Here is a 24,955-nt window from a genome sequence, read left to right as displayed (position 1 = left end):
AAGGGAAAACGACATGACAACGAACCTGAACATACTCCAAGCCAGCATCACTACTCTGACCATCGACGGTCTCACCATCACCAGGGACATGGCCCAGCAGCTCGACGAGCTCCGCATCCAAGACTGGGAGAAGTTCGAGCCCATCGGCAGGGTCCGGACCGGCATCAAACGCTTCGGCGAATCCGATCCCCTCGAACTCATCGGCCGCCAGAAGGAAACCGGCGCCCTTGTCCGCATGTGGCTCGAGGAGGACGACCGCCGGATAGCCCTACCCACTGAGGACGGACGCATTGTCTTCCGGAAACCGGCGCCGGTAACCCCGGAGGACTACCTGCGTGAGACTCTCACCTACGAGTATCTCAAGCTTCCGCTGCTGGTCCTGCCCAAAGCTGCGCCCTACCCGTCATCCGCCCCAGCACCCACCGTTGCCGAAGGAAATCCCGGCTGTGCATGACCTCACCCGCTACCTTAGCCAGTTCATGGACACCACGGACTACTCCATGCGCCCCCGTCGCTACCCGGTCCGTGCCGGGCCCGCCCAGCCCCACCCCACAGGTCAACGCCGCTGACCTTGCTTACGCCGCCGGGGAGGCCGTCCACCAAGTCCTCCCCGCGGCCTGGCACAGCCTCCCCGGCGGGCAGGAAGTCGCAGTGCTTCTGGCCAACCACTACGCACACCAGCAGCAGCCGCAGGCAGAACGCCTCGCCCCGGCCATCGAAGAGGCTGAGGCCGTAGCCTCCAGCTGCAGTGCCGGCACCATCGACGGGGAGGAGGCGCATGGCCTACCCCGGAAGCTGAAGGATCAGCGCCACTGCTCAGAGTCACCACGCCCTGCCAGCTCCTGGTCGCCTGCGGCACCTTCGCGTTGGCCGCAGGGGAGCGGGCCGGGTTTTTTTGGGGGGGCACACACCGGACCAGAGTGCCGGGTTGCGCGAAAGGCCGCGGCATGAGCCGCACAGAGGGTAGGGGCGTCCGGATCGCCAGTACCGATCCCAGAAAGCGCGGCGGGGTGACCGCGCAGACAGGTTTTCAAATTTGCGCATGACCCCTTGCGTATTTTGAGCAAAGTGGGAAGGAAAGCAAGTGGAAAAGCAATACTTGAAGGAATGCGCCCAATGCGAACGGCACATGTTGACTACTAACCCTGACACGCTTTACTGCGGGCGCCGCTGCGCCAAGCGGTCCCGTTTTGTTTTTGATCCGGAACGCAGCCGACGGCCCATTGTGGCCTGTACTGTATGTGGTCGACGGTTCACCCAGGAAGCTGCACTGGGGAGGCTCAGAGTCTGCTGCCCGCTGCATTACGGGGGGTATCGGAGTTGCGCCGCGTGCGGAGCATGCTGCCGCCCAAGAGGTGGCCGGAACCTTTGCCGAAAATGCAAGAAGAACCAAAGCCGTCCCCGCGCCAGCGATGGCGCTATGCGGGGGGAGGGGGGGAAGCGTAGGCTAATGCCCCGTCTTCCTGCTGGACTGGCTCCAGGACCGCGGCCTACGTAGGAAGCTCACCCGCTGGCCTGAACAAAAAGCGGAGCCGGGAACATCGTTGCCGAGCCGTCTGCTTCAACCGGCTCGTAGAAATCCGGGACGGCAGTTTCGAGCAGCAGCGTTAGCGCGCCAGCGGACTGACCCTGCTTACAGGCGCCGTTATCGTCAGGAAGACGGTCTACCTCGACCGCACCATCACCACCCTGGCACCGCAGACGGCCCAATCACGGACCCGATCTCCTGCCGTTTCTCTCACCCATAGATTGGGATGGCGCCCTCGGTCGTCGGCTGGCCGGTTCACCTTCACTGGGGACTACACGGGGCCTCCGCTTAAACCGGCAAATACAGGGCCGCCACGGCGCTCAGCAAGACCTTAGCGTCGGATATATCACTTTTTCACAAGCCACCCCAGCGTGGCCCAGAACACGTTGAGGCGGAGCCCGCGGAGATGTGGCGGGAAGCCCGAACCTCCGCTCGAAGACCGATTTGACGGCAATAGGAGCATCGCGCAGCCCCCGAGCGCACTGAAAGGGGACCCAAGTTTCCCGGCAGGGACGGCTCGCAGGCAACACGGGTGCTAGATCTCCGCGAGGTCCATCTCGTATCTGACCTGCTTGAGCCGCTGAAGTGGCGCCGGAAAAACTTCGTGGTCACCTCGGAAGGCATTTCGGGGGCCGGTATCATCGACAGTCTCGCGGAGCATCTCGACGTCAGCTGGTTTGCTCCCGAGCGGGAACCGTTGATCCGAACCAGACACGAATTCTGACCTAGAACCAGTGACGTATAGCCGTCTCAGGCAACGATCTTCGGTCAGGCCAAGGGGATTGAGCCGGGCAACCAGATCACAGGCCTCGTCGTCGCGACGGCCGCGGCCTTCATTGCGCCAGCGCGAATGGAGGGTCACGGAATCGCCGGCTATCGTTCCCAGACCGGCAACTACCCGCCTTGTCATCTCAGCTGTATCAGGAATAGCCTCTTGGTCCGTGAAGGCGGCTTCGTCTACCAGGGCGCTGATTTGCGCCTCCCGCAGTTCCCAATCGCAAAGTGTCCATGCCCATTCATGCGGGAGCAGTTCACGTAGGCGTTCAAGGCCGGTGACCTCTTTGTACAGCTCCAGGAACTCTTCGGCAGCCCGTTCAATAACGGCAGGGGAATACCTGACGTTAACGCCTTTCCACGGAAGCCATTTGCCCTCGCGTGCCCACTCCAGAATTTGGACAAGTCTGTGGGCTGTCTCCCATGGTGCTCCCTTAGGTTGGCGTGCCGTTCTGTAGTAGGACGAGTACTCAACCATGATGAACTCGAACGTTGCGTCACCCACCACGTCTTGCTGCTCGACGCGCACTTCCAATTCGCCGGCCGCCCTCAATAATTCCAGCACTATCTCCTCACCCTGTTGTGATCGGACTGACAGCGTGCTTGCCGCTTGATGGAGTTGTTCGAGCGTTTTCTGCCGTTCCCGGGCGGACTGGGCGGCTTTCTCCAGAGCTTCCTTAGTTGCCTGGGCGGCTTTCTCCAGAGCCTCCCTAGTTGCCTGCGCTGCTTTCGCTGCGGCTATTCGTGCCGCGTTCTGAGGTGCTGATTCCAACAGCATCCGGGCGGGGGCATTTCGCGGTGTGACATCGCCATAGATCGTGTAGCTAAAGAGAGCAACGCCCGCAGTCGACGCGTATTCGATCGCTTGTTTTGTGAAGCCAGAGAGAGCGAAAAACAAGGCATGTTCTGAGCCGTGGCTCGCCCCCTTTGCCCTTTGGATTTCAGGGGCACCGACCGGCGAGGCGTAATGTTTCACTTGGGCGGCGGCCGTGGCGGAGCGGACGTCAATCCCACCATCGGCTCCGCTGCGGGTCAGCGCGACTGCTTCCAATTCGAGGGTTCCACGCATGTACCATGCGGCTAATTCTTCGGCATCCCGCCAGTCATAGACGAGAATTTCTTTCGTATGCCGCGACGAACGGAACGGGCTAGTCATGGAGAGAGCATACTTTCACCGCGCGTCACTTACAGGTTGAGACTTCCGCTGCAATTTGACGCCTATAGGAGCATCATGCTTTGAGGGTCAATGGCAAGAAGATGTTCCGGGTCGTCAGGTGCCGGACTATTAGCATCCGGAGCTACTTGCGGAGCGCCAACCCGAGGCACACTAGAGCCATCGGGCCGGGATTCGTCCCTGCCGCGCTCTGCGTGCTGTTCATCAGGCGCCTGTATGGCTTGTAGCTTTTCCCGGAGGGACTGGAAAACGCTGAGGGCATCACCGGCGGCATTGTCGTCAATTTTCATTAGTACCCTGCTACCGGTTCCTGTTTCGCGTTGCGGCGCGAGATGAGCGGTGCGGCCCGCGGGCGGCCTCGTCCATGGCCGCTTCCACGATGTCCAGGTCGGTCTGCTCGGGGGGGTGACGTCAGTTGCACCCGGCCGGCTTGGGCAAGGGCCTTGCCGGCAAGGACGTAGGGGCGGACTGTGGCCACTGGCTTTCCCAGCGTCTTCGCTGCTCCCGTGACGTTCATGGGATACCTAGGAGTGGCTACGGACGGGGGAGATGGCTCGCAGGCAGGTCGCCCGCGCCCAAAGTACCTTCCAATCGTTCCGGGACGACTCAGCGGCTTCCAGCGCCGCCCGAGCCGCGGCTTCCCGAGCTTCCTCATTGGTGCTCAATTCCGGCATTTGCGTTTGCCCCTCCCATAGGCGCTCGAGTTCGACGTGCCCCTAGTTTCGTTGCCAGGGAATTCATAGTTTTTCTCAGCTCTATAACTTCTGCCTGAGTAGTTGGCACTCGAAAAGTGAAATAGTTGCTACGCGGGACCGGAAGAAGATACGCACTATTCCTCCCTCTGCTCGACTTTCTCACCATGGCGATGGCGTTACAGGCATACACCCTGCCGTATGCCTAGAACCTGCGCAGTTGCTCGTAGCAGACATCGGCCATGGTTACTTGCCTCCCTTGCAGTCCTGTTTGGCGGACTGAAGCGGCGTGGCCAAGCGGTCCACCTTCGGGGCGAGAGCGTTGATCTTGTCGTTGGCTTTGTCCGCGCCATAGAGGTCGCGGTTGCCTATCGAAGTGAACCCGTCGCTGGCATAGCCCAGCCCCTCGGCAGCGAGTCCGATGAACTGCTCTGACAGGTCGATGTACTTCAGGCAGGATGGCGGCGTGGTGGTGGTTGCTTCGGCAGGCTTGGCGCTGGCGGACACGAAGCCGATCCCGAACGTGACGGCCAGCGCCGTTGCCATGCCTGCTACTTTCAGTACGGCTTTCATTGTTCTCCCCCTTGGTCGTTGGTAGCCGAGAGAATGGGGAGGACGGGAGGGCTACCAAACTCCTGTCCGCACCGGGTCTAGTTCGTCCGGCAGGCCTGGCAGTATTTGATGCGTGCCATCACGCACCTGCATCGCGGACATAGAGGCACTGAGGTTCGTGTCGTGCCAGCAGCGGCCCTCGGGCCCCATAGACGGGGCAGGGCGGCTTCCAGGGCCGCCCGCGCGGCGAATTCCCGAGCTTTCTCGGCAGTGCTTAATTCCGGCATTTATGCTTGCCTCTTCCCGAAGAGCTGTAGATAGTTGTTTCCCTCTACTCTTGGTTACCAGCTCTCAGTGTTCCGCAACTCTTTAGAAGGCGCTTGAGTAGTAGGCACTCGAAAGGCGAAATTTTGGATACGTGGAGGCGAAAGACGGTACGCAGTTTTGCTTCTCCGGCTGCTGCCTAAAGTGCTGCCTGAAGTCAGGTGTGGATCCGGAATTCTTTTGGCCCCGAAGAATCCGACCATTACCGCATATGAATACGACGCGGAAGGAGTGCCGGTTGGAGGCACGAGGTCCTTCAACAGCTGATTACAAAGACGTTATGGATCCTTTAGGGTGGCCGGTATGAACAAATTTGACCCTTATGTCCCGCCACCCGAGGCCCTGCGGGGATGGATAGAGCAGCATCCGCGGATAGAGGCGATCGATAACCATGGCTTCGACCTGAACCTTGACTGGTGGAATAGCCGGATTTCCGAATCCCAAGGAGCCCCTGTAACAGGCCGTGCAGGCGAAACGGAGAGAGGGTTCATCAGTCGAGGTGACATTTTCGCACTTGCCGAGGCGGGTCGAGAAGACGAATCGGGGGTCAGTGCCTTGCGGTTGTTCTGGCACACACTTGCGTGGGGGACAGGAAGTAGCCACCGAAACTCTCCGAGACGGATCGAATCCGTCGCAGGAAACGATGACGTCCGGTTGATACTCCGAAGGGCTGCTCGGCTATAGACGACGGATCCTGGCGGCGCATTCTTGCATTTGAAGCCAGGACGAAATGCGATCGGCTCCCTCGGGCCCAACTTTTTTACCAAGTTTCTGTACTTCGCTGGCGGTGGTGCGTTAGGGCACCCGTGCCTTATCGTCGATAACCGGGTGCTTCGCAGCCTTCATCGGGAAACAGAGCGACCCTTGCTGGACCCGGACCAGACGACAAACTATGGCCCTGCGGTTTACGAGGACGCCCTCCTAGTGATGAAAGTGTGGGCAGAAGAATTGTCCCATTCAGCGAGGATTGTGGGAGCAGACGAAGTAGAGCGCTGGGCTTTTGCCACTGGGAGAAGGCTTTAGCTGGCTGGCATTGTTAAGGTGGCTGCACGGTCAGTGCACTCCCGGCGGACACCTTCTTGGCGAGGACGTGGCGAATGGCGTTGAAGGATCTTAACGATCGGCAGGCAGTACTTCGTGCACTTGAGGAGTACGACAAGCTTGGACGGGTCGCCTTCCTGCGAACCTATGGATTCGGGACTGCTGATGAATATGTTCTGGCCCATGAGGGGCGGTACTACGATTCGAAGGCCATTGCAGGCGTCGCTCATCTTTTTCAGACCGGTGAACTGCTAACTAACTCTGAGTTTCAGGGCGGTCGGCGAGGCGCCGTGCCCCGTCTCACGGCGATGCGTTTCGAGATTGTTTCCCAGCGGCGCGGCTCGTTCGTCCTCTTGTGGAATCCCACCTTGTGGCATTGGGACGAAGAACGACGGCTCGCTATCCAGCAGTGCATCTTGGCAGGTGGAACGGGCTCCGAGCCCTGGTCCACGGGAAGCCGGAAGAAAGACATTTCGAAGGGTGACCGCATTTTCCTGTTTCTGGTCGGCCAAAAGGAGCGCGGGCTTGTGGCATCGGGGCACGCGGCCAGCGACATCTACCTCGATACACATTGGGCGGCTGATCACCCGGAACCGGGACCGCATATCTCCGTGGCTTGGGACAGGCTCCTTGACGCGCCGGAAGTACTTCCGTGGGAGATCATCGAACGAACCGTGCCAGGTTTTCCAAACCGCTACCAAGGAGGCGGTGCCAGGCTGGACGGTCTTCAAACCCTCACGCTCGACGCGCTTTGGCAAGAACATGCCAACGAAGTTTCACTTGCCGCATTAGGTGACCCAACACGCGCTGAAGTGGTAGCCAGCTACTCCTACGCGATCGTTAAGCGCCGCAACCACCAGCAGCAATTCCGCAATCTTCTGTTGGGCGCCTATGAACCCAAGTGCGCCGTGTGCGGCTTCGACCAAGTCGAAATTCTTGAAGCCGCTCACGTCATCCCGGACAGCCAAGGGGGACCCTCATCTCTGGAGAACGGTCGTCTCATGTGCCCGAACCATCACAGGGCCCATGACGCAGGACTCTTTCGGTTCCAAGGCGATCTGCCGATGTGGGCGGAGGCAGCGTCGGAATTTTTGGCTCCGGAGCGGCCTCAAGACAGGAATTCATCGTAGAAGAAGAACGATTCGGGAGAAACGGGACTGCTACTTCAATATGGCTGTCACAACGTCACGTCACACGGGCCGGCATGGATAGCCTCGGTCACTCGCACGACTAGGGGAGTAGGCCGTCCCTGACGTATCGGCTTATCGATGCGCCGGGGCTTGTGGCGGCAAAAGTTGGAGCGCTTGGACGGAGTGACACGGAGAGCTAGAACCACGTGCCCACCGACGAAGAGTTTGCTTCAGCAATCGCACTTGCATTTCGCGTAGGACGAACCCTGTTCGCAGTAACCCGAGACTCGGGGCGGCATTCTCCGGAGACATGACAAGGCCCGCGCCATGTAGGTGAGGGCCTGGTCGTTCGGTACTCTTGGCTACCAACTATAAAGGAACCGGATAACGAAGTTATCTTTCCTTGCTCAGTAATAGCTCAAGATTGGATGCCAGATACGCGAAAAATTGTCCGAGCCGCCCATCAGTTTGTTCATCCAGAGCGCCGGCAGCGCATTGTACTGGCTGAACCACGGCCAACTCCCTACGTGGCAAGCAGACGGCCCACCCGTGCGCGTGGACCCGAGGCTCCCGTCCAGTTTGTCGGTGGGTCCTGTTAGTTTGGCCTCGCTCACATCGTTTGCTCGTCGTCCTATGCGGCGCAGCACGGAGAGGAGGACGTTCGTGCACATTTCAGTAACCAGCGACTGCCGGCCCGTTCACGCGCTCGCAGGCTTTGTCGTCGAGGGTGACCAGCCCCGCGGACGGCTCGGCAGTTCGCTTCGAGGCCGGCTGTGAGCCGAGCAGGCGCCACTCCGCGCAGACATCGTGACCAGTGGGTGGGACAGGCAGACCTGTTCTCAGTAGAGCCGGACGGTTACGTGTTGGAGCGGTTGGCGAGCCTAGCCTGGCCGGCGGCTGATCAGTTTCCGGTCAACCACACGGGCGGGCGAGTGCGGAAGCAGGTGTGGGGGGATCTGGTCTCGTCGGAGTCACCGGTTATCGTGGCGGGGTTTTCCTCGATCGCCGAACTGGTGGAACTCATCGCGGCCTGGGATCGAGAGTCCCATGGTGCCCAAGCGAAGGCGAGGGTGCTGCTCGGCACGGAGCCGTTCGCATCGGCAAGGTCTAGCTTCGCTTCTGCTGAGGTGATATTCACCGATGAGGTTCGGAAGTACTGGCTTGAGGAGGAAGGTGTGTCCTTGCGGCTGTCGGCGAAGGTGCTCCGGGTACTCAAGGTGTTGGATGAGGGGCGGCTGGAGGTCCGCTTCGTCGATGGACACACGCGACTGCACGCAAAGATCTACGTCGGGGCGGACGCGGCGACCATAGGCTCCAGCAACTTCACCCATGCCGGCCTCGGCAACCAGGTCGAGGCAAACACGAGGTTTCATCGGCGCTCCGACGTCCACCGCTATCGAGGCCTCGTGCAAGTGGCGGAGAACTACTGGAGTGTCGGGCAGCCATGGAATGACCAGTTCCGCGAGCTGCTTCGGGCATTGCTTCGGTTCGTCACCTGGCAGGAGGCGCTGGCCAGGGCGTGCTCTGATCTGTTGGATGGGGCGTGGGCGGAGCGCTATCTGTCCGGCGCCGCGGCAGGCTCCCAGCTTTGGCCGTCGCAGGTGTCCGGCATCGCTCAAGCCCTTTGGATCGTGGAGAACGTTGGCAGTGTGCTTGTCGCCGACGCTACCGGGTCGGGCAAGACCCGGATGGGAGCCCATCTTGTGCGAGCCGTGAGGGACCGGTTGTGGAGCACCGGCCGGGTGCGGCGTGATCTTACGGTGCTGGTCTGTCCGCCGGCGGTAGAGAACACCTGGTTTCGCGAGGCGGTCTCATGTGGTGTCTCAATCAACACCGTCTCGCACGGTCTGTTGAGCAGGCAGTCAGAGGACGGGCCACGTGCGGAGGAGTTAGCGGTCAAAAATGCACAAATTCTCGCTGTCGACGAAGGTCACAATTTCCTGAGCCCGGTCGCGAACCGAACTCGCCAGGTCAGGGAGAGCCTGGCCGAGCATGTCCTGCTGTTCACGGCGACGCCGATTAACCGCGGATCGGCCGACCTTCTCCAGTTGGTCGGTCTCTTAGGCGCGGACAACTTCGAGGATGAGACGCTGGATGTTTTGGAGAAGCTTGAACGCCGTCCCAGCCAAAGCATCGAAATGTCCTCGGAGCAGCAGGAGCGGCTTCGCCGCGAGATCCAGCGCTTCACGGTACGACGCACGAAGCCCATGCTGAACGCCATGGTCGACGAAAATCCTGAGGCCTACCGTCATCCTGACACCGGGCGGGTCTGCCAATACCCGCGACACGAATCCATAACCTACGCGACAGGAGAGAGCCGCGCAGATGAGGCAGTCGCCGCCAGGGTGCGTCAAACATCGGCGGAGCTGACCGGCATAGCGTTACTCGGCGGCCAGATCGCGGTTCCAGCAACACTGGCTCACGAGTACACGGAGGAGCGGTGGCTGGAGATCCGGCTCGCGTCCGTCCGCGGACTTGCCAACCACCATGTCGTGACGGCGATGCGTTCATCCAAGGCGGCCCTCATCGAGCACGTGGCCGGAACTGATGAAGCGGTCAGACGGTGCTCCATTCAGAGCGGTTTCAAGCCCAAGCCCACAGGCAACATGATCGAAGCCCTCGCCAGGCTCGCCGGGGAAGGACCTCCGGAGGTGCTCCTCGGCTGCGAAGTGCCGTCGTGGCTGACCGACGTCGATGAATGGCGGGCCGCCTGCGACCAGGAAATCGAGCGCTACCGCTCGATCCTGGAAGCCGCCGAACAGTTGTCGATGGCACGCGAGCAGACCAAGGCGGACCTCATTACGCAGCTCAGCCGGAAACATGCACGCGTCCTGGCTTTCGACCATCACCTCATCACCCTCTCGGCGATCCAACCGCTCATAGACAAGGGCAGCACACCGGTGACTGTGGCAACCGGCGCCAACAACAAGAACCGCAAGGAGGTGGAGCGCGTCTTCGCCCCCGACAGCGATGCCCGTGGGATCGCGCTGTGCTCCGATGCCATGAACGAGGGACTTAACCTGCAGGGCGCGTCGGCCATGGTTCACTTCGACGTACCAACGACCCTTCGGGTCGCCGAGCAGCGGGTCGGGCGCGTCGACCGGATGGACAGCCGCCACGACGCGATCGAAGTCTACTGGCCACGCGACGGCGCCTCCTTCGCGACGAGGGCCAATGAGCTCCTTGCGGCCCGTACACAGGAAAGCACGTCACTGCTGGGCTCCAACCTCAAGGTGCCCAATCTCGCCGACGGGCAGGAGATCGTAGACATTGAGCAGCACATCGCCACACTGGAAGACGAGGGTGACGAAGCCTGGGACGGCATCCGCGACGCGCTCGACCCCGTGCGCCGCCTGGTTGAGGGGCCGGACGCATTGATTTCTCGGCCAGTCTACGAGGAGCACCGCGCGACGACGCATCGCGTTTTGGCCCGGGTCTGTCCGATCAGTTCGACAACGCCGTGGGCGTTCTTCGCCGTCACTGGTGTCGGACATGGTGCCCCACGTTGGATCATGCTTGAGGGTAAGGATGCCCAACCGATCATCGGACTTGAGAACATCGTTGAACCCCTCCGCGAGAAACTCAGCGACAACCCGCCAAGTCTTTCCTTCGATCCACTCTGCGAGGAGTGGCTGAACCGCTACCTCACCGCGGCCACCCGCTTCGAACTGCTGCTCCTTCCGCGCCGCCTGCTAAGGGCACTCGACCAAATGAGTCAAGCCACCGAACAGTGGGCGACCAATGCTGCAAGGCGGGGGGACCACGAGACCAGCGAGCGTTGGAAGGCAGTCGGTGCCCTGGCCACCCCGAGCGAAGAGACGCACCCTGACCCGTACCTGGTGGCCGAGCGATGGCTTGAACTCGTCCAGCCGCTAGTCGCCCAAGCCCGCAGCGCGCACCGACGCTCACGCTACCTACGTCTTAAACACATCACCCCAATGCTCCGCACAGAGCCCTTCGGAATCGAACAGGTGGAAAAGATGTTCACGGGACTCCCGCTCGGGGCGCCGCTATCGAAACGCGTCACAGCCTGCATCCTCGGCATCCCAGAGGCTACCCGTTAGCAACGGCCGCAGTACCGGGCGCTGCGGCGCCCCTCCGGGATGCACTGGGCTGACAAGAAATTCCTTCTGGTTTCTGGTCGAAAGCAGAAGGATCACGAACAAGCCAAATCATTCCTGCAAATTCTGCGGCGACCCCCGCAGGCTTGAGCCGGTCAGCATTGACGTTACCTCCTTTCTTGAGCCAGTATTCGTTTCATGGCTTGGCTGGATGGGGCAGTTAATGGAATGGTCTTGCGACTGATACCCGCAGGATTCACCCCCGATGAGGCATATTGTCTGGCGCAGGCTGCCTATATCAAGGAGCGTAAACGCGCACAAGGGGTTCCCAGCACTGTATTGGAACGACAACAGGTTTCGTTCGAAATCAACCAGACTTTGTACCGATTGGGGCCTTTTCCGACGGGACCTGAGGCGCACCGCCAACGGATCATCCTGTGGGAGAAGGTCTTCGGGCCCGGATCGTGGCACGAACGCATCGATCCGGAGGAAATCTATGGTCGCGGAGCTGATATGCAGCCCGACAGCATCGTCCCCAACTTGATGCTCCACAAAGACGCCGCTGATGCCGCGTTTATTAAGCTGTCGTACACCGGTCCTCAAGAAGGCGAATTTGCGTCAAACGTAGACAAGATTAGACGTGGTTTTGAGGCGCTGGCAGGAGGACATTCTCTGTTCTGCATGTTCGAGACTGAAGAATCCATGGATGTTCAGAAGGGCCTGATCGCCTGCGCGCAAGACAAAGTCGGCTTGTTTACTATGCAAAGCCTGGCAAAAGGCGGAGACCCGATTCCCGGTGACAGAATCATGGACTTGTCCTCGATCAGAGACGTGGGGTATACAAGCATCCCCGGCGAACTTGAAGCCGCCGAACTCGCCCAGTTCACCGCCTTCGAACTACCTCACATGGCGATGAGAATCATCCTCAAGAATGCGGAAGTGTGGGACCTCGGCTTCTCCGTTAAACAAATGGGCGGTCATGACGTCACGCCATACGTCAACTTCCTGAAGGGGTTCCATCAGGACTACCAAAAGTGGCGAGCAGCAAATACTGAGGTCAAGCGACCGGTCGGCGATACTGTCGAGGAAATCACACCCGCTACGAGCATGACCACTGCCCGCCGCGGCCACACCGCCACGCTTCTCCCCAACGATAGGGTTCTGGTCGCCGGAGGTGAGGGCGGAAGCGTACTGAGCAGTGCCGAACTATACGACCCGTCAACCGGACAGTTCCGGGGTACGTCCACGATGCATGTCGACCGCACTAATCACACGGCGACGCTGCTGCAGGACGGTACAGTACTCATTGCCGGAGGTAGGGACGATAACTACGCCACCACGGCAAATGCCGAACTGTACGACCCGGTGGCGGGAACGTGGGCCGTCACCTCCAGCATGGCGACCGCCCGTGAATCCCACACTGCCACGCTGCTCCCGAACGGCTCAGTCATGGTCGTTGGCGGGCACAACGACCTTGAGACCTGCGACAGCACTGAGATCTACAACCCAGTAACCAGAGAATGGTCAACAACGGGAAGCCTGCGGCGTGCCCGTTACGACCACAGCATGATTCAGCTTTCTAACGGCGCCGTCCTCGTTTGCGGTGGCGTCTACGGTGGGATCAACGGCGAAGATTATCTCGAATCGTGTGAGCTCCATGACCCAGCGAGCGGAACCTGGTCGACAATCACCCACCACGAGCAAGCCGACAAAACCGCAACGCTGCTCGACAACGGTTCAGTCTTATTCGTTAGCGGTGCCGCCGGAGCATCCCTCTACAACCCGATATCAGGAGATTGGTCAACGGCTGCAAGCCCAGCATCGAAACGGTCCGCCGGAGTGAGTGCAACTTTGCTTCCAAATGGGCGTGTCCTAATCTTCGGGGGTACAACACCTCCAAACTCAGGAGCGTCCACACCTCCTGTAGGACCGGGTACGGCTGAAATATACGACGTTGAGCTGAACAGTTGGTTCCCCGTGGCTGGGACCGGCGCCCCCCGCTTTCTACATGCGGCAACGCTGCTTGCCAATGGGACTGTAATGATCTCCGGCGGCAACTGCGACTACGGCACCACTCTGGCTAGCGTTGAATTTTGGGGCTAGCGGTGTCTAAAGACGGGCGCCCCGGCAACTATCGGATCTCACGGTCGGTGTATGGCACGTTGGCGCCAGCGAGGTCGAGGACTACATCGCCGATGAATATTGGCGCACGGGTATGAGGCTTGTGGGCCGCGTCCCTCAAGGACGATTGCAAGCGGCGGTCCCTTAGCAGCTCCGGTATGGTCAGCGACGTCATGTAGACCGCCCACTTGCTAGAGCCGGCGGGTATTACCGTCGAGAGCCCGCCGGACCTCCCGGAAGGCCTCGAACCGCCGCTTTGCCCTAGCCTCCCTAATGGAGGGGTCAGGGGTCAGGGGTCAGGGGTTCGTAGGGCGGTCTTTCCCGGATGGTACGTCCCAACTGCTGTGTATTGGGTGGCGATCCTCGGATGCTTGCGGGTGAACCGTTTCCATAGGGTCTGTGCTTCGCCGCCCTGCAGGAGAACGACTTCCAGGTTCGGCATCAGCTCGATGAGCCGGCCCAGGGGCGCGAGTCCTTCGGTGATTTGGGAGCTGCGCAATCCGGAGGATTGGTCGTGCCGGTACCACGGGTATGTATTCCATGGGGTGAGATCAGCAGGAGTCAACTCAACCGAAGCAAGCAGCTCGCACTGCAACGCGGCCGAGTCATCATAGTTTTCGACGCAGAGCATTCCAGAACCCTTGGATTCGTGGGTCATGGGCCCGGGGTCACGCAGGATACTTAGGATGTGAGCTTCAGTACCACCGTGGATCGGAGCCACGTATGGAACCCAGCCCCGGCCACCGCTGGAAAGTCCTGACTGGCGGAGGGACTCAACAAGCTGGTTCACTTCGGTGACGTGGGGCAGGTGCACGCCGGCGAACTGCTTGGCCTTGAACGCCGGGTCTCTCATCTGTCTGACCATGTTTGGATACTAACCGCCACACCAGGTGTGTCGACAGACGAGTCCCGTGGCAGGTAGGCGACTGCCTCGAGGAACCGGACTACCGCTTACTGCGCGGAGCCTGGCGGGGACGGCCGCCGAGGCGGGGCCTTGATGGGGTCGAACACCTGGGGGTTTCGGTATTGCTGACCGACAGAATTCCTTTCGGCTTTCCCTCGAGGCCAGTGGGCACGGGAAGGAATTTCCTTTTCGACAGGACACTTTCGACTGTGAACGGGTTAGGGGCACCCTTTGTGAGGCAGGTCGCCGGTCAGGTGGGGTGGGTGCAGAACTGGATAGCGCAGCCACCCTTATTGACGCAGGGCCAATTCCCTGCGAAGACTGCGGTTGTTTCAGCTGCAGGTTCCGCGGTTCGTAATAGGCGGGCACATAGACTTCCTTCCATGCGCGTCTTCGACATTGCCTTCGACTACCTGCTCGATACCACGCCTCCAGGAAAGGACCCGGACTCCCATAGTCCGCGGCTCAAGGCTGACCATCAGCTGCTTTGGAAGAAGGAGCTATGCGAGGGACAGCTGTTCGAACTGGCGGTCTCGGAAGTTCCCAAGGTGCGTCGGAAAAACTACCTGATGTTCCAGCAGACGCCCGACAAATGTTTCACGTTCGGCAGTGACGCCATCACGAACTCTTACACCAGGTGGGGGAGGCCCAAAGCCTTGGTTGAGGCTAAAGCCGAGTTGAGTGAGGAGCAGAAGGGCCGCTATTTCGACCCACCGTACACGATCGGCAGCGCCATGATCTGGCCCGTCAGGACAGTACACCTGCCTACCCTCAACACAGCCAGGGGAATGCGGATACGGATTGCGGACCGGATGGACCTGACTCTGGAATGCATCCGGCGCCACTACGCCAAGGAGCCAGGCAGCCCCCTCGCCGACGTCACCACCAACTATGGGGACTTCTTCCAACTCTTCGGCACGTTCGAGAAGTTCGTGGAGTTCTTCCACTTCCAGGATCTCGTGACGCCGGAGGGGAAGATCGTCTTCTTTCTCGGGGAGGACGACAAGAACTTCGATCGCCCCGGCGTCCCGGTCACGAAGGATGAGTACATCCAGGTTCGGGAAGCCTCGCTGAAGTTCATAACGCTGCGGGCCAACCGGATGGCTGACTGGGTCGAGAAGAACCACCCCGACGTTGAGGTCCGGCGGCAGTAAAGAACATCGGTACGCCCTCACCCCATCATGGAACGGAGAGGGAAGCCTCCTACTTTCTCCTCCATGATCCGCTGTTCTAGGGCCCATCGAAGGGTGATGAAACTTCATCCCACTGCAACTCCGGACGTACTCTGCGAAAGCGCAGAGCATGCCGGAACGCTTGCCCTGACCATGCGGTATCGGCCATAACCTCCACCACGAGGGGATCCACGAGTGTTAGTTCGACCGGTGACGCGTCACGGTTGAAACGGTCAAGTGTGGTTCCTTTGACCGTGGAAGGCCAAGGGTGCGTTCCTGCAGGGGGCCGGAGCCAAGGGACGATGGGCCGGGCATCGACGGGCTTCAAAGCGGAACTGAGGCCGACGATGTGCAGTTCACCACCGATAGGAAGGCCTGCCACTATTTCGGTGGGCCGGCGCAAAGGGCCGATGACAGCCGCGCACACGACGTCCAATTCGGAAACGTGCTTGGCCTTGAGCCAAATCCGTTTCCCGGCAAGGTAAGCCTGGCTGCTGCTCTTAGCCACCAGCCCCTCCATCCCGGCGCCGGCTAGACCTTCGAACCATTGCCTGGCGAGTTCCCGGTCCGTTGTTTGAGGTGACAGCGACAGCGGAGGGGACCACTGCGTGGCCAGCTCTTCCAGCAGCGCCCGCCGGTCCATGAGCGGCAGGGCTCTCGCATCCTGGCCTGCAACACCAAGGACGTCGAAACCGACAAAGTTAGCTGGCACTTCAACAACCATCGACCGCAGCCCCTCCCGGCCCGCTGACAACCTGCGCTGCAGGGCCTCGAAGTTCAACCTGCCCTCCGACCACACCACCGCTTCGCCATCGACGACGCAACCAAGAGGAATCATCGCCGCCGCAGCCTCTTCAAGATCAGGAAAGTACCGTGTCAGGTCCTTCCCCTGCCGGGACCACAGGCTCACCCGGTCCTGGTCGCGGAAGATCAGAACCCGGTACCCGTCGAACTTCGGCTCAAAAAGTAACTGGCCGGGCAACGCTGAAGGGGCCGGGATGCCCTTCACAGCCCTCGCAAGCACCACCTCTAGGGGCGGGCGAAGCGCCGGGGCTATCACCTCACCGGAGCGCCTCATGCCCCCAGGATAGTCCCGGCAGCCAGAGAGCGATCAAGCCGGCAACCAAGCCAGCCGTGACGGTCTGGCTGAGAGGTTGCTGGCGACGCTACCGCTGCAGGCCCTCGACATCTTAGGCGGCCGCCGCCCCGGAATCGGTGACGCTGACCAGCAGCCACTGCTCGGACAGCGGGTCGCGCCGCAGCACGAAGGTGCGGAGCGCCGAGATCGAGGTCAGCCGGACCTGGACCTGCCAGTGTTCGATGCTGACCAGGTCACCGCATCCCACCGGGGCGCGCCTGGAGGTCTTCCACCAATCCGCGCGGGTGAACCAGTGCACCGGATCGGCGGCCACGGCCCAAATCCGGTCGTCATACCTGACGGCCAGGGGAATGCCTTTCGCGGTGAACCGGACCTGCACCGGCACATACAGGGGATTTTCACTTGCTGTTTCTGCCACGGGTCCGCTCTCCAAGATTCCTGTTCATCACGTCTTTCCGGCGGGTGACCGCCGAACTCCACACCCAGGTCCGATACGTAACGGGACCGTCCTTCCACGTCACTTCGGCTGCCTTCGCGGTCCAGGCAAACACTTCACCGTCCACCAGTTCCGCGCAGTTCGGGAACCGAATCCACGCCTTCACGGGGATCCCCGGATACCCGTTCTTGACCGGAAAATGCTCGAAATCAAGCTCTTCCACGGTCAGCCCGATGGGGCCGGCCCGCCGCGCGTACTGCGCCTGCAGCGCGGCAGCAAAACTTTCGGAGGACATACCACAACCTTAGAACATATATTCGAATCGACACGCCAAAGGATGGCGGCCAAGGGTGTTTGGCCGCCGCTTCCTAATACTCGGGGAGGGGTACGACAAAAACATCGGGCAGTTGCGGGCACAAGGGCGTGCCATGCACGTCGGCGCCCGGGGTGCCCTGCCCGTTAGCCTGCGCTGGTGCGGTTTGTTCCCGGGATGACGGGGCTCACAGTCTGCGTATGGTGTTGCGAGGTTCGTGAGGGTGGGAGGTTCCGCGAATAGGATAGGCCAGTGACTGCTGAACCGAACACGCCCCGTTTCCTGACCTTGGCGCAGGTCGCAGATGAGTTGAACGTGAAGCAAAGTCTCGTTCAGGGCCTCATCAGGACAGGGGAGCTGCGGGCTTTTCAGGTCGGCGGGAGAGGCCTGTGGCGCATCGGCCGCCAAGACGTCGAGGACTACATCGAGAAGGCGTACCGGGGCACCGCTGAGCGAATCGCTGCCGGCGAGCTCGATGACGGTGCGGAGACCGGCGACCAGGAGTAGCTAGTCCGTCTCATGGTCAGACCTGACCTCCAGCACGACACATCCTGAGGTTCTCCTGGTCCCGGACTCCAGGCTGTGAAAGCGTACGAAACTGAACCGTCCCGGGAATCATGCCGCCTGTTTGTTGGCGGCGTCGTCGGGTAACGGGCCGGTTTGTAGATCATAATATGTCTGCTCATATTCCTCTGGCGTCTGGTGATCCAGGGCGGAATGCAGGCGTTCGTTATTGTACCAGTGGACCCACTCGAAGACGATCTCCATCACGTCGGTTTCGGTTTTCAACGGCCCGCTGCGGAACGGTGAATCCTTTGCCACGGCCTCGTTCTTGAAGAGTGCGGCATCAAACCCGGGACGGTTCACTGAATAACCTTTACGTGCGGAGGCGGTCGGCAACAGACGCGGACCTACACATCTCTCGGGAAAAGCCAGCCCGTGAACGGGCCATCGAACATGGCTAGGCCGACTTCTGCGGCCGTCATGACCATGTCACAGAAATCCGTCTCAGCGACCCGGGTTCCTCCAACGCGCGTCGACATCCAAACCTGCTCGGAGTCTCCCGCACGAACGAAGCCCGGGAAATCGTTCTCGATCCTGCTGACTTGCCGATCTTCGGGCCTGATCTTAATGTGCATCGGACGCGGTTGTTCGAGGGGTGCAATCGCCGCATGGATCTGAACACTTACGCCGCCAGGCCCAGGCATCAGGTAAATGGTGACGACCTTCTGCGCCACTGCTGTGGGCGTGTGGCCAGACTCTAGTGGTACCTCCCACCGCGTCATACCGTTCGCCTGTGGAACGGCACGACCGTTGAGGAATTGACCGCGCATGGAGAAGTCTTGCTTGACGGAATAGAACTCATAAAAGACGACATCGATCCAAGGCTGCTGCCCCGATCGGAATCGAATCCGGACGTCACCATCGTCGTCATAGCTCCAGGTCATGCCAGCATGGTCGAGCGCTGGGCCGATCTCGAGTAGGGATGTTGCGCGAGTCAGATCCATGCCTTGTCTCTCTCCAATGCCGAAATAGGGTGTGGCGCGTCCAATATGCCGTACCGGCACAGGGGTTCTTTTGAAAAAGATATCGGAGCACTCCATATTGATGACCAGCTATTACGCTATTAACTAAACTTTGACGCGATGGCAAATATCTGTCGGATTGGCTTCCGGACTTGTTCATCTCCGGCGCGTCCTATGCCCTCACCGTGGCGGCCGTGCTGTTCATCCTCGCGGCGTTCCGGGCTGAGGGAGATAGCATTCGATTCCTGCCGACAACGCCGACAGGGTGGTGGGCCGCGGCCTTCCTGGTGGTCGGTCTAGTTCTGTCATACAGCCCCTGGGCCGTTCTGACACCAGCGGTAGGGGCTGGTCCCGCTCTGGCTTTAGCGGCGATTATCAGTTACCGGGACCGCTCGGTGCTGGCAGCCACCGCACTTGTCGCCGGTCCCGCGCAGCTTGCCGTCTTTGACCTAACCTTTTTCATCAGCATGTTCACTCCGCACCCCTAAGGCAGAAGAGATGTCTCTGGCAATCACAACTCCGCAGCGTAGCGGAGGCGGAGTCCTTGGCCGACGAAGGTGTACTGGCCCCGTGCCCTGGGGTCGAAGGGATTCAGGAGCATGCGTATCTTCCGCTTCTCGTTCAGCATGTCTGTAACGACGAGCAATCGCCACAGCCCATTGCGGGCGTTCGCTTGAGCAGCCAGCACTTGGGTCTCGCCCAGTTCGAGCTGACCACCCTCGCCTTGGCTGGTCTTCACTTCATAAAGCAAAGGGCCCCTGCGGCTGGGAACCTGGAAGTCCCAGCCCAAGCCGTCGTCGCCCCGCCCTGGGAAAGCCAGTTCGCGGTACGCGGACACCCAGCACTCAGGGCTGAACGCCTCCTTGTGGACGCGGTCCAGCCATTTGTAGGCCAGCCATTCCCCGGCGAAGCCGATCGCATCTCTCTGCTGGTCGCTTAGCCGAGGTTGGCGGGCCATGCCGAGTGGTTGGCCGCCGGAACCGCCCTTGCTGCTTGATTGTTGTGAAACTTCTTGAAGCGACGTGTAGCGGTTCCGAGTGGTGATGACCCCCGGAGTGGCCCCCAGAGAGCGTTCGAGGGCTTCAACGAGGGCGCTGTGTCCGTTCTCGAGGTCGAACGCCTGGTTGTCGATGTAGACGATGCGTCGGATGCGGGCGGCATCGGCCCGTCGTTGCGCCTCCTCCGTGCGCTGTGCCTCAAGGTTTGACGCGTTCAGTCCCAGCGTTGCCGGGTCCGCCGATAGGGGCATCTCGGCTGGCCAGAGTTCCAGAACCTGCAGCCATCGGAGCAGCGCGTCTTCGTCGAGCTTGACGAAGTCCAGGGCACCCGCTCGATCGAGGGCATCGAGCGCCGTGCGGCGGGCGGTTTCCGGGTCAGTCCATGGCGATTCGACGGGCAGGTCCAGGACAGCGAGCCAGGCCCGCACGATTGCAGCAAGGCTGCTGATCGAGGTGCTGACCAGGCGGGCGTTGATCTCGGCGCATTCTGTCCTGGGGAAGAGCGGGTTACCGGTTGAAGGCGGCGCGGTGCCAAGCAGGCGCTGAAGCTCTGCACTTACACGCTCATCCATCTCTTCTGCCGAGAGGCTATCTCGTGTCCGCCCCCATCCCGGATCTGGGAGGATCGTGGCGGGGTCGCGGAGGGCGAACCAGTCCGGTTGTGGGCGCAAAGCCTCAAAGCGATCCCAACGCGCCCACCGAATCCTGTCCAGGATCCGATCGTGGTGACGGCGGACGTGGTCGGCGAAGTCCTCGGCGAGCTGTTTCGTGTAGTCGATCGGACGGTAGCGCCTACCGAGTGTCTGGAGTATGGCATTGAGTTGTTCCAGCGGGATTTCGAGCCTCCGCCGCAGGTCGTCGATGGAAGAAGTGTCGAGGGCGCATTTCAAAAGCTCAGCGCCGGCGGTAGGCAACTGCGTGGTGAGCAGGGCGAGCTCGTGGCGTAGGTCGGATTCGCTGCTCACCCCGGAGGTTTCGGGGTCGAAGGAAGATGCGGCCTCGGGCCCGGCGAAAAGGGCTACAAACGGGTAGAGACGTTCCAGCAACGGGGTCACGGACGCTTCAATGCGCCGGGCCGTCGTATGGACGTCGTCCAAGGAGACCTCGCAGGCGTTCGCGACATCATCGTGGGCGATGTCGCCAAGAGGAACGGAGGCGGACTGCATCCGGGTGACGGCTAAGCGGAACTCCGTTGCAATCTCCGGTCGACCGAGCAGATGCATCAGCGGTTCAGCGAGGGCGTCAAGGGTCTTCCATTCCAGGTTCTGTCCCCTCGTCCCCACTATTAGGGTCGGGAAAGTGGTGTCAGGGACTGCCAGCACTCCTTGCGACCGGGCAGGTAGCGAACGGGTGTCGTCGCCGATGCTGACCTCTATCTGAGCGGCGAACACAAGCCGCACCCGCCTCAACGCGTCAAGGCCATCCTCGAAGGCACGCTGCCCCAGGTGGCTGAATGAGCCGCGCCGGAATTCGAGCAAGGTAGCGATCAGGAGAGGCAGCGTCGGCATCATGTCGACGAGGAGTGTAGGGTCAGTGGCACCGTTCCCGGAGAAGCGGCTGCCATTGACCAGTACGATCGGGGCAATGTCGCTAGCGCGCTGGACGCGATCGCCGATTCGCTTTTTCAGGACTGCCGTTACCTGATCCGCTCGGCTGGAGACGGAGAGCACCGGGCGTTGGAAGTCAGCAAGTAGCCGCAGGAGGCTGCGCTCGTCATCGGTTGAAGCCACGACCAGATCCTGCGGCTCTGGCTCATCGTCCACTGGTGGGATAGTGAGCGCCGTCGTGGTCCCGCCGACGTCGGCGACTAACCAACAGGCCGCATCATCGGGGAACGGTTGTGGATCAGGGACGGCAATGCAATCGGCCCAGGCGCGCTGGTACAAGTTGCGAAATTGCGCGACATAAAGGTCTGGCACCTCATCGGATGCCACGAGTTGGCCGAGATGGCGGACTAGACGGGGAGCATCCTCGCGGGCACCCCACACCCCGAGGCCCAGCTGCCGGAGTCGCCGAATCGCCTGAGGGTCGTCGTCGAGGAGATCTCTTAGCTGCTTGGACAGCAAGGTGGCGAAGCGCGGAGGAGTCTCGTCGCCCCGGATAGGGAAGGTCCAGCTCTGCGCCGGGGTGACGAACGCCTCGTGCGCTTGCCCTGGACGCTGGACCGGCAGCCATGGCGCCGTCGCCAGGAACGCCTGTAAAGGTGTGGCGAAGCGTCGCGGGTCACGGTATCCGGTTCGATCCCGTTCCCACGTGGTCATGAAGACCTCGTCTTCCCACTCCTTCAGCCCGTAGAGGATCTGACGGCACAGGGCCTGTCGCACCTTCTCGGTCAGCTGGTCCCAGTCGGCTTGGCCGGGCAGCCAGAAGAGAGAAGTCATCTGTCTGTACGGGGTCTCTGGGTGGTAGGCGTGCGACCTCGTCGGAAGCTGTCCGCGCCATTGCTCGGCGACGGCGGCGGGCATCTCGGGGACATTGCTGAGCGAGCTGGCAACAAGCGAGCGGCCGTATAGCGTACGGGTTTCCCTGTACTCGGTCGGCCGGAGTAGGTCTCCGACACCGATCCTTCTCAGGAATTCCACCCAAGCGGCAGTGTTGTCCGCGGCTCCGGGCAGCTCGGACGGCATCGCGATCAGCCGGCTTGAGAGCGCGCTTAGCTCTATCGAGCGATTGGCGGGGGTATTCGCGATGAGTGTGAGATCGTCGCCTCGTGTTCCTGGCCATCCGGCGGAGAACAGCGCCTCGGCGGCCGGGATCCAGCGGGCTTCGAGCGTCGGTACCCGCAGGCCGAGTTCAGCCAGGTTCATGTTGGTGGGTGCGCTGCGGCTGAGATTGAAGACGAGCCGTATGGCGTCACGGGATACCGCTTTGGAGCGGCTTCCGGCAAGTACACCACGGACGTGTTCGAGAATGCTGCGTGTGTCGAAACCTCGGATCAGGCGGTTGTTCTGGAAGAAGCTGCGGGCCGGGGTGCGCTGACGGTTGACGTACCAGGTCAAGCCGCTGTGCAGGTTGAACAGCCGATTACGGAGCGATTTGGGCAGTTCAAGATCGACCTCAGGGTCGAAGTTGTCTTCCTCGTCGACGGGTTGGCGGGCAGGCGGGAAGAATGGAGTCGCCTCCCGTGAGATCACATTGTCGGGGGCCCGACCGCTACTGGCGCAAGGGCGCAGTTCCCAGTCGTCGGTCAGGAGGATGCGGCGGGAGCGAAGCGTGCCCGCTTGCGAAGCAAACAATAGGGCGATGTCCGCATACGCTTGGTCCCATTCTGCGATCGGGCGCCGTTTGGCACGCATATCCTCGAGCATTGCTTCCGTCCAGGTCGCCAGTTGCTCGCTGCTGGGATCACCGCTGTGGCCGAGTGCCGCGAGCATGTCTTTGATGCGACGAGCGCGCTCAGGTTCGAGTTCGGGGAGGAAATCGACCTCGCATGTATTCGTTACACGCGCGGCCGTCAACACGCCCGTTTCGGACGACGGCCAGCGCCAAGCCTCGTTGAAGGATATCCATCGACCGGAGATCTGCGCTGGCACTAGAGGGCGCTCGGCAAGGGGCGCCCCTTGGGCGGCGGCCTGCTCTATAAGGAACGAGACCCACTGAGCATCCCAGCAGACGATGTCGAGTACCGACTCTGGCTGGCACTCAGACCACGCGGTCAGTGCCTCGGCGGCATCCAGACAGAGTTCTGCGGTGGCTGCCAGCAGAAGGCGATTGAGCGGGTTGGCGTTGTCGACATCTGTTCGGGCGAGATTAGTAGAGAATGGCGCGTTAAGGTGCCCTGCAAAGGGTGATGGTGCCTTCTCGCCTAAGGGCAGGTAGGTGAAGAAGCGTCCTGTGGTAGCGACCGGCGTGCCGTAGGGGACGGCGATTGACACTTCGACTGGTGACTTCGACTTCTCCCAGCGGGGATCGAGCTGATAGTTCTCCACGGCTGAGTGAATCGCGGCACCGACCGCTTCGCGCGATACGGCCCGGGTGAATACTAAATAGCGGTCGTCGCCGCCGAGAGAAACAAGTTCGCAAGACGATCCGACCTGCAAATCGGAGATGCTTTCCGTTTCACGTGTGAGCACCACTGCGGTGACGTTTCCGCGGTGTTCCTTCTGGACGGTGACCTGTGCGAGGCGACGCAGGAACAGGAGTACCGGCACACTAGAGCCCGATATCTCATCGAGGAGGGCAACAACCACATCGCGTGCATCCTCGCGAAGAGGCAAGCGGATCACTGAGGCAAAGCCTTGGCGCCAGAGTTCGCTCACACGGTCGGGCGTGTGCTCCGACGGCACGGTGACGCTATAGAGCGACATCTCCTCGAGCACATGCTGGGTGCTGGTCGGATCGCCACCGACCAGCTCTCGGATATCGTCTGGCTGAGCGAAGCGGAAGCAGAACCCAGGCTTGCCGTCGGGCAGGGTGCTGTAGACTTCTGGCGCCTGGCAGACCTGCAGCACGCTCTTGAAACCGACGCCCTTGTTGCCGATTCCCTGCCCGATCTCTTTGTCGCTCAACCCGAGATTCGCGATCGACCGGACATTACTGGTGGTGAACCCATGGCCTGTGTTGGCCGCATAGAGAACACCATGGTCGAGTTCGTCTTCATCCAGGATGATGGCGAGGCGTCCGTCGGTGCGATCCGGGTCCTGCTCGTCGTAGCCGTTCTGAATCAGCTCGAATAGAAAGCGCCCACCGTATTCGTGGACGGTGTGGTCGATCATGCTTTTCACGGAGCGGGCGAAGTCTGCGTCCTCGCGCGTATTTAGATGGGCCTGTACGGTCCGTTGGGCGCGGTTGCGCAGCCAACCATCGGCCGCTTCACGCGATGTTGGCGTGTCTGACGGCGTCTCGGTATCCTTCCCGCTCATTGGCGGCCTCCCGGACGAATGTGTTTTTGATCCTGCTGTTGCATCAGATATTAGTAGGGGTTGTCGGAGCATCCGTCGAAATCCGTGGCGGATTCGCTAGCCCAGAGCTGTTCCGGCCGGCCCGTCACGTCGCTCAGGTGCTTGCTTGGACCAGCGATGTTAGGTGTGAGCCTGAGGTTGCCTGGCTTTGGAGCGAAGCGGAACAAAAATTAGCGGTAAGCGCGGTGGCTCGTCTTCGGCCTTCTTCG

General features: G+C 61.0%; 17 protein-coding genes and 1 pseudogene. 9 read left to right on the top strand and 9 right to left on the bottom strand.

Translation table 11 applies throughout. The features are described from left to right. Nucleotides 1-13 precede the first annotated feature (13 nt). Both MRBLMD1_RS13455 and MRBLMD1_RS13450 read left to right on the top strand, forming a co-directional pair. Nucleotides 14-454, top strand: a complete 441-nt coding sequence (locus MRBLMD1_RS13455; RefSeq protein ID WP_364400361.1) for a hypothetical protein — start codon at nt 14-16, stop codon at nt 452-454. After that, nucleotides 447-569, top strand: coding sequence for a hypothetical protein (locus MRBLMD1_RS13450; protein ID WP_364400358.1), 123 nt, complete (start codon nt 447-449; stop codon nt 567-569). The genes MRBLMD1_RS13455 and MRBLMD1_RS13450 overlap by 8 nt, the downstream gene beginning before the upstream one ends. A 1,494-nt stretch (nt 570-2,063) precedes the next feature. Here the strand turns inward: MRBLMD1_RS13450 and MRBLMD1_RS13440 are convergent. After that, nucleotides 2,064-3,458 carry a restriction endonuclease gene (locus MRBLMD1_RS13440; RefSeq protein ID WP_364400355.1) on the bottom strand — a complete coding sequence of 465 codons (1,395 nt, stop codon included), beginning with the start codon at nt 3,456-3,458 and terminating at the stop codon, nt 2,064-2,066. A gap of 956 nt (nt 3,459-4,414) precedes the next feature. Next, nucleotides 4,415-4,741, bottom strand: coding sequence for a hypothetical protein (locus MRBLMD1_RS13435; RefSeq protein WP_364400352.1), 327 nt, complete (start codon nt 4,739-4,741; stop codon nt 4,415-4,417). A 606-nt stretch (nt 4,742-5,347) separates the two neighbouring features. Between MRBLMD1_RS13435 and MRBLMD1_RS13430 the strand changes: the two are divergent. The 4 genes and pseudogenes from MRBLMD1_RS13430 (at nt 5,348) to MRBLMD1_RS13415 (ending at nt 13,379) form a co-directional block, all read left to right on the top strand. Beyond that, nucleotides 5,348-6,067, top strand: a pseudogene (locus MRBLMD1_RS13430) (hypothetical protein). 74 nt (nt 6,068-6,141) lie between these two features. Further along, a complete protein-coding gene (locus MRBLMD1_RS13425; protein WP_364400349.1) occupies nt 6,142-7,215 on the top strand; it encodes an HNH endonuclease in 1,074 nt (357 codons plus the stop codon). 818 nt (nt 7,216-8,033) lie between these two features. Then, nucleotides 8,034-11,279, top strand: a complete 3,246-nt coding sequence (locus MRBLMD1_RS13420) for an SNF2-related protein (RefSeq protein ID WP_364400346.1) — start codon at nt 8,034-8,036, stop codon at nt 11,277-11,279. 195 nt (nt 11,280-11,474) lie between these two features. After that, nucleotides 11,475-13,379, top strand: a complete 1,905-nt coding sequence (locus tag MRBLMD1_RS13415) for a Kelch repeat-containing protein (RefSeq protein ID WP_364400343.1) — start codon at nt 11,475-11,477, stop codon at nt 13,377-13,379. Nucleotides 13,380-13,686: 307 nt separating this feature from the next. Here the strand turns inward: MRBLMD1_RS13415 and MRBLMD1_RS13410 are convergent, their stop codons facing one another. Further along, nucleotides 13,687-14,262, bottom strand: coding sequence for a uracil-DNA glycosylase (locus MRBLMD1_RS13410; protein ID WP_364400340.1), 576 nt, complete (start codon nt 14,260-14,262; stop codon nt 13,687-13,689). Nucleotides 14,263-14,684: 422 nt separating this feature from the next. Between MRBLMD1_RS13410 and MRBLMD1_RS13405 the strand changes: the two genes are divergently transcribed. Further along, on the top strand, nt 14,685-15,455 hold the full coding sequence (locus tag MRBLMD1_RS13405; protein ID WP_364400337.1) for a DUF6994 family protein: 771 nt from the start codon (nt 14,685-14,687) through the stop codon (nt 15,453-15,455). Nucleotides 15,456-15,531: 76 nt separating this feature from the next. Here the strand turns inward: MRBLMD1_RS13405 and MRBLMD1_RS13400 are convergent, their stop codons facing one another. From MRBLMD1_RS13400 to MRBLMD1_RS13390, 3 genes are all read right to left on the bottom strand, one after another. Further along, complete coding sequence (locus tag MRBLMD1_RS13400; protein ID WP_364400334.1) at nt 15,532-16,551, bottom strand: ATP-dependent DNA ligase; 1,020 nt, start codon at nt 16,549-16,551, stop codon at nt 15,532-15,534. 112 nt (nt 16,552-16,663) lie between these two features. After that, entirely contained in the window at nt 16,664-16,990 is a 327-nt protein-coding gene (locus MRBLMD1_RS13395) for a hypothetical protein (protein ID WP_364400331.1), read from the bottom strand. Next, nucleotides 16,971-17,303, bottom strand: a complete 333-nt coding sequence (locus tag MRBLMD1_RS13390) for a hypothetical protein (RefSeq protein ID WP_364400328.1) — start codon at nt 17,301-17,303, stop codon at nt 16,971-16,973. Before MRBLMD1_RS13390 ends, MRBLMD1_RS13395 begins: the two co-directional genes overlap by 20 nt. Nucleotides 17,304-17,573: 270 nt before the next feature. On the opposite strand from MRBLMD1_RS13390, the gene MRBLMD1_RS13385 reads away from it, so the two are divergent. Beyond that, nucleotides 17,574-17,828, top strand: coding sequence for a helix-turn-helix domain-containing protein (locus MRBLMD1_RS13385; RefSeq protein ID WP_364400325.1), 255 nt, complete (start codon nt 17,574-17,576; stop codon nt 17,826-17,828). A gap of 108 nt (nt 17,829-17,936) precedes the next feature. Here MRBLMD1_RS13385 and MRBLMD1_RS13380 read toward each other — a convergent pair whose 3' ends face one another. Both MRBLMD1_RS13380 and MRBLMD1_RS13375 read right to left on the bottom strand, forming a co-directional pair. Beyond that, nucleotides 17,937-18,188, bottom strand: a complete 252-nt coding sequence (locus tag MRBLMD1_RS13380; protein ID WP_364400322.1) for an IS3 family transposase — start codon at nt 18,186-18,188, stop codon at nt 17,937-17,939. A gap of 44 nt (nt 18,189-18,232) precedes the next feature. Next, nucleotides 18,233-18,829 (bottom strand): hypothetical protein, encoded by a 597-nt coding sequence (locus tag MRBLMD1_RS13375; protein ID WP_364400319.1) that lies wholly within the window; start codon nt 18,827-18,829, stop codon nt 18,233-18,235. Nucleotides 18,830-18,999: 170 nt separating this feature from the next. On the opposite strand from MRBLMD1_RS13375, the gene MRBLMD1_RS13370 reads away from it, so the two are divergent. Then, entirely contained in the window at nt 19,000-19,335 is a 336-nt protein-coding gene (locus tag MRBLMD1_RS13370) for a hypothetical protein (protein WP_364400316.1), read from the top strand. A 23-nt stretch (nt 19,336-19,358) separates the two neighbouring features. Here the strand turns inward: MRBLMD1_RS13370 and MRBLMD1_RS13365 are convergent, their stop codons facing one another. Next, nucleotides 19,359-24,707 (bottom strand): sacsin N-terminal ATP-binding-like domain-containing protein, encoded by a 5,349-nt coding sequence (locus MRBLMD1_RS13365; protein ID WP_364400313.1) that lies wholly within the window; start codon nt 24,705-24,707, stop codon nt 19,359-19,361. Nucleotides 24,708-24,955: the final 248 nt, after the last annotated feature.

This window comes from Pseudarthrobacter sp. LMD1-1-1.1, assembly GCF_040676255.1.
GTDB lineage: Bacteria > Actinomycetota > Actinomycetes > Actinomycetales > Micrococcaceae > Arthrobacter.
The sequence above is the reverse complement of the archived record's forward strand: the minus strand, read 5'-3'. Positions and strand labels throughout refer to the sequence as shown.

Coding starts and splice junctions, on each gene's coding strand:
- MRBLMD1_RS13455 (WP_364400361.1), top strand. CDS start 14: ATGACAACGAACCTGAACATACTCCAAGCCAGCATCACTACTCTGACC.
- MRBLMD1_RS13440 (WP_364400355.1), bottom strand. CDS start 3,458: ATGACTAGCCCGTTCCGTTCGTCGCGGCATACGAAAGAAATTCTCGTC.
- MRBLMD1_RS13435 (WP_364400352.1), bottom strand. CDS start 4,741: ATGAAAGCCGTACTGAAAGTAGCAGGCATGGCAACGGCGCTGGCCGTC.
- MRBLMD1_RS13425 (WP_364400349.1), top strand. CDS start 6,142: ATGGCGTTGAAGGATCTTAACGATCGGCAGGCAGTACTTCGTGCACTT.
- MRBLMD1_RS13415 (WP_364400343.1), top strand. CDS start 11,475: ATGGCTTGGCTGGATGGGGCAGTTAATGGAATGGTCTTGCGACTGATA.
- MRBLMD1_RS13410 (WP_364400340.1), bottom strand. CDS start 14,262: ATGGTCAGACAGATGAGAGACCCGGCGTTCAAGGCCAAGCAGTTCGCC.
- MRBLMD1_RS13405 (WP_364400337.1), top strand. CDS start 14,685: ATGCGCGTCTTCGACATTGCCTTCGACTACCTGCTCGATACCACGCCT.
- MRBLMD1_RS13400 (WP_364400334.1), bottom strand. CDS start 16,551: ATGAGGCGCTCCGGTGAGGTGATAGCCCCGGCGCTTCGCCCGCCCCTA.
- MRBLMD1_RS13390 (WP_364400328.1), bottom strand. CDS start 17,303: ATGTCCTCCGAAAGTTTTGCTGCCGCGCTGCAGGCGCAGTACGCGCGG.
- MRBLMD1_RS13375 (WP_364400319.1), bottom strand. CDS start 18,829: ATGGATCTGACTCGCGCAACATCCCTACTCGAGATCGGCCCAGCGCTC.
- MRBLMD1_RS13365 (WP_364400313.1), bottom strand. CDS start 24,707: ATGAGCGGGAAGGATACCGAGACGCCGTCAGACACGCCAACATCGCGT.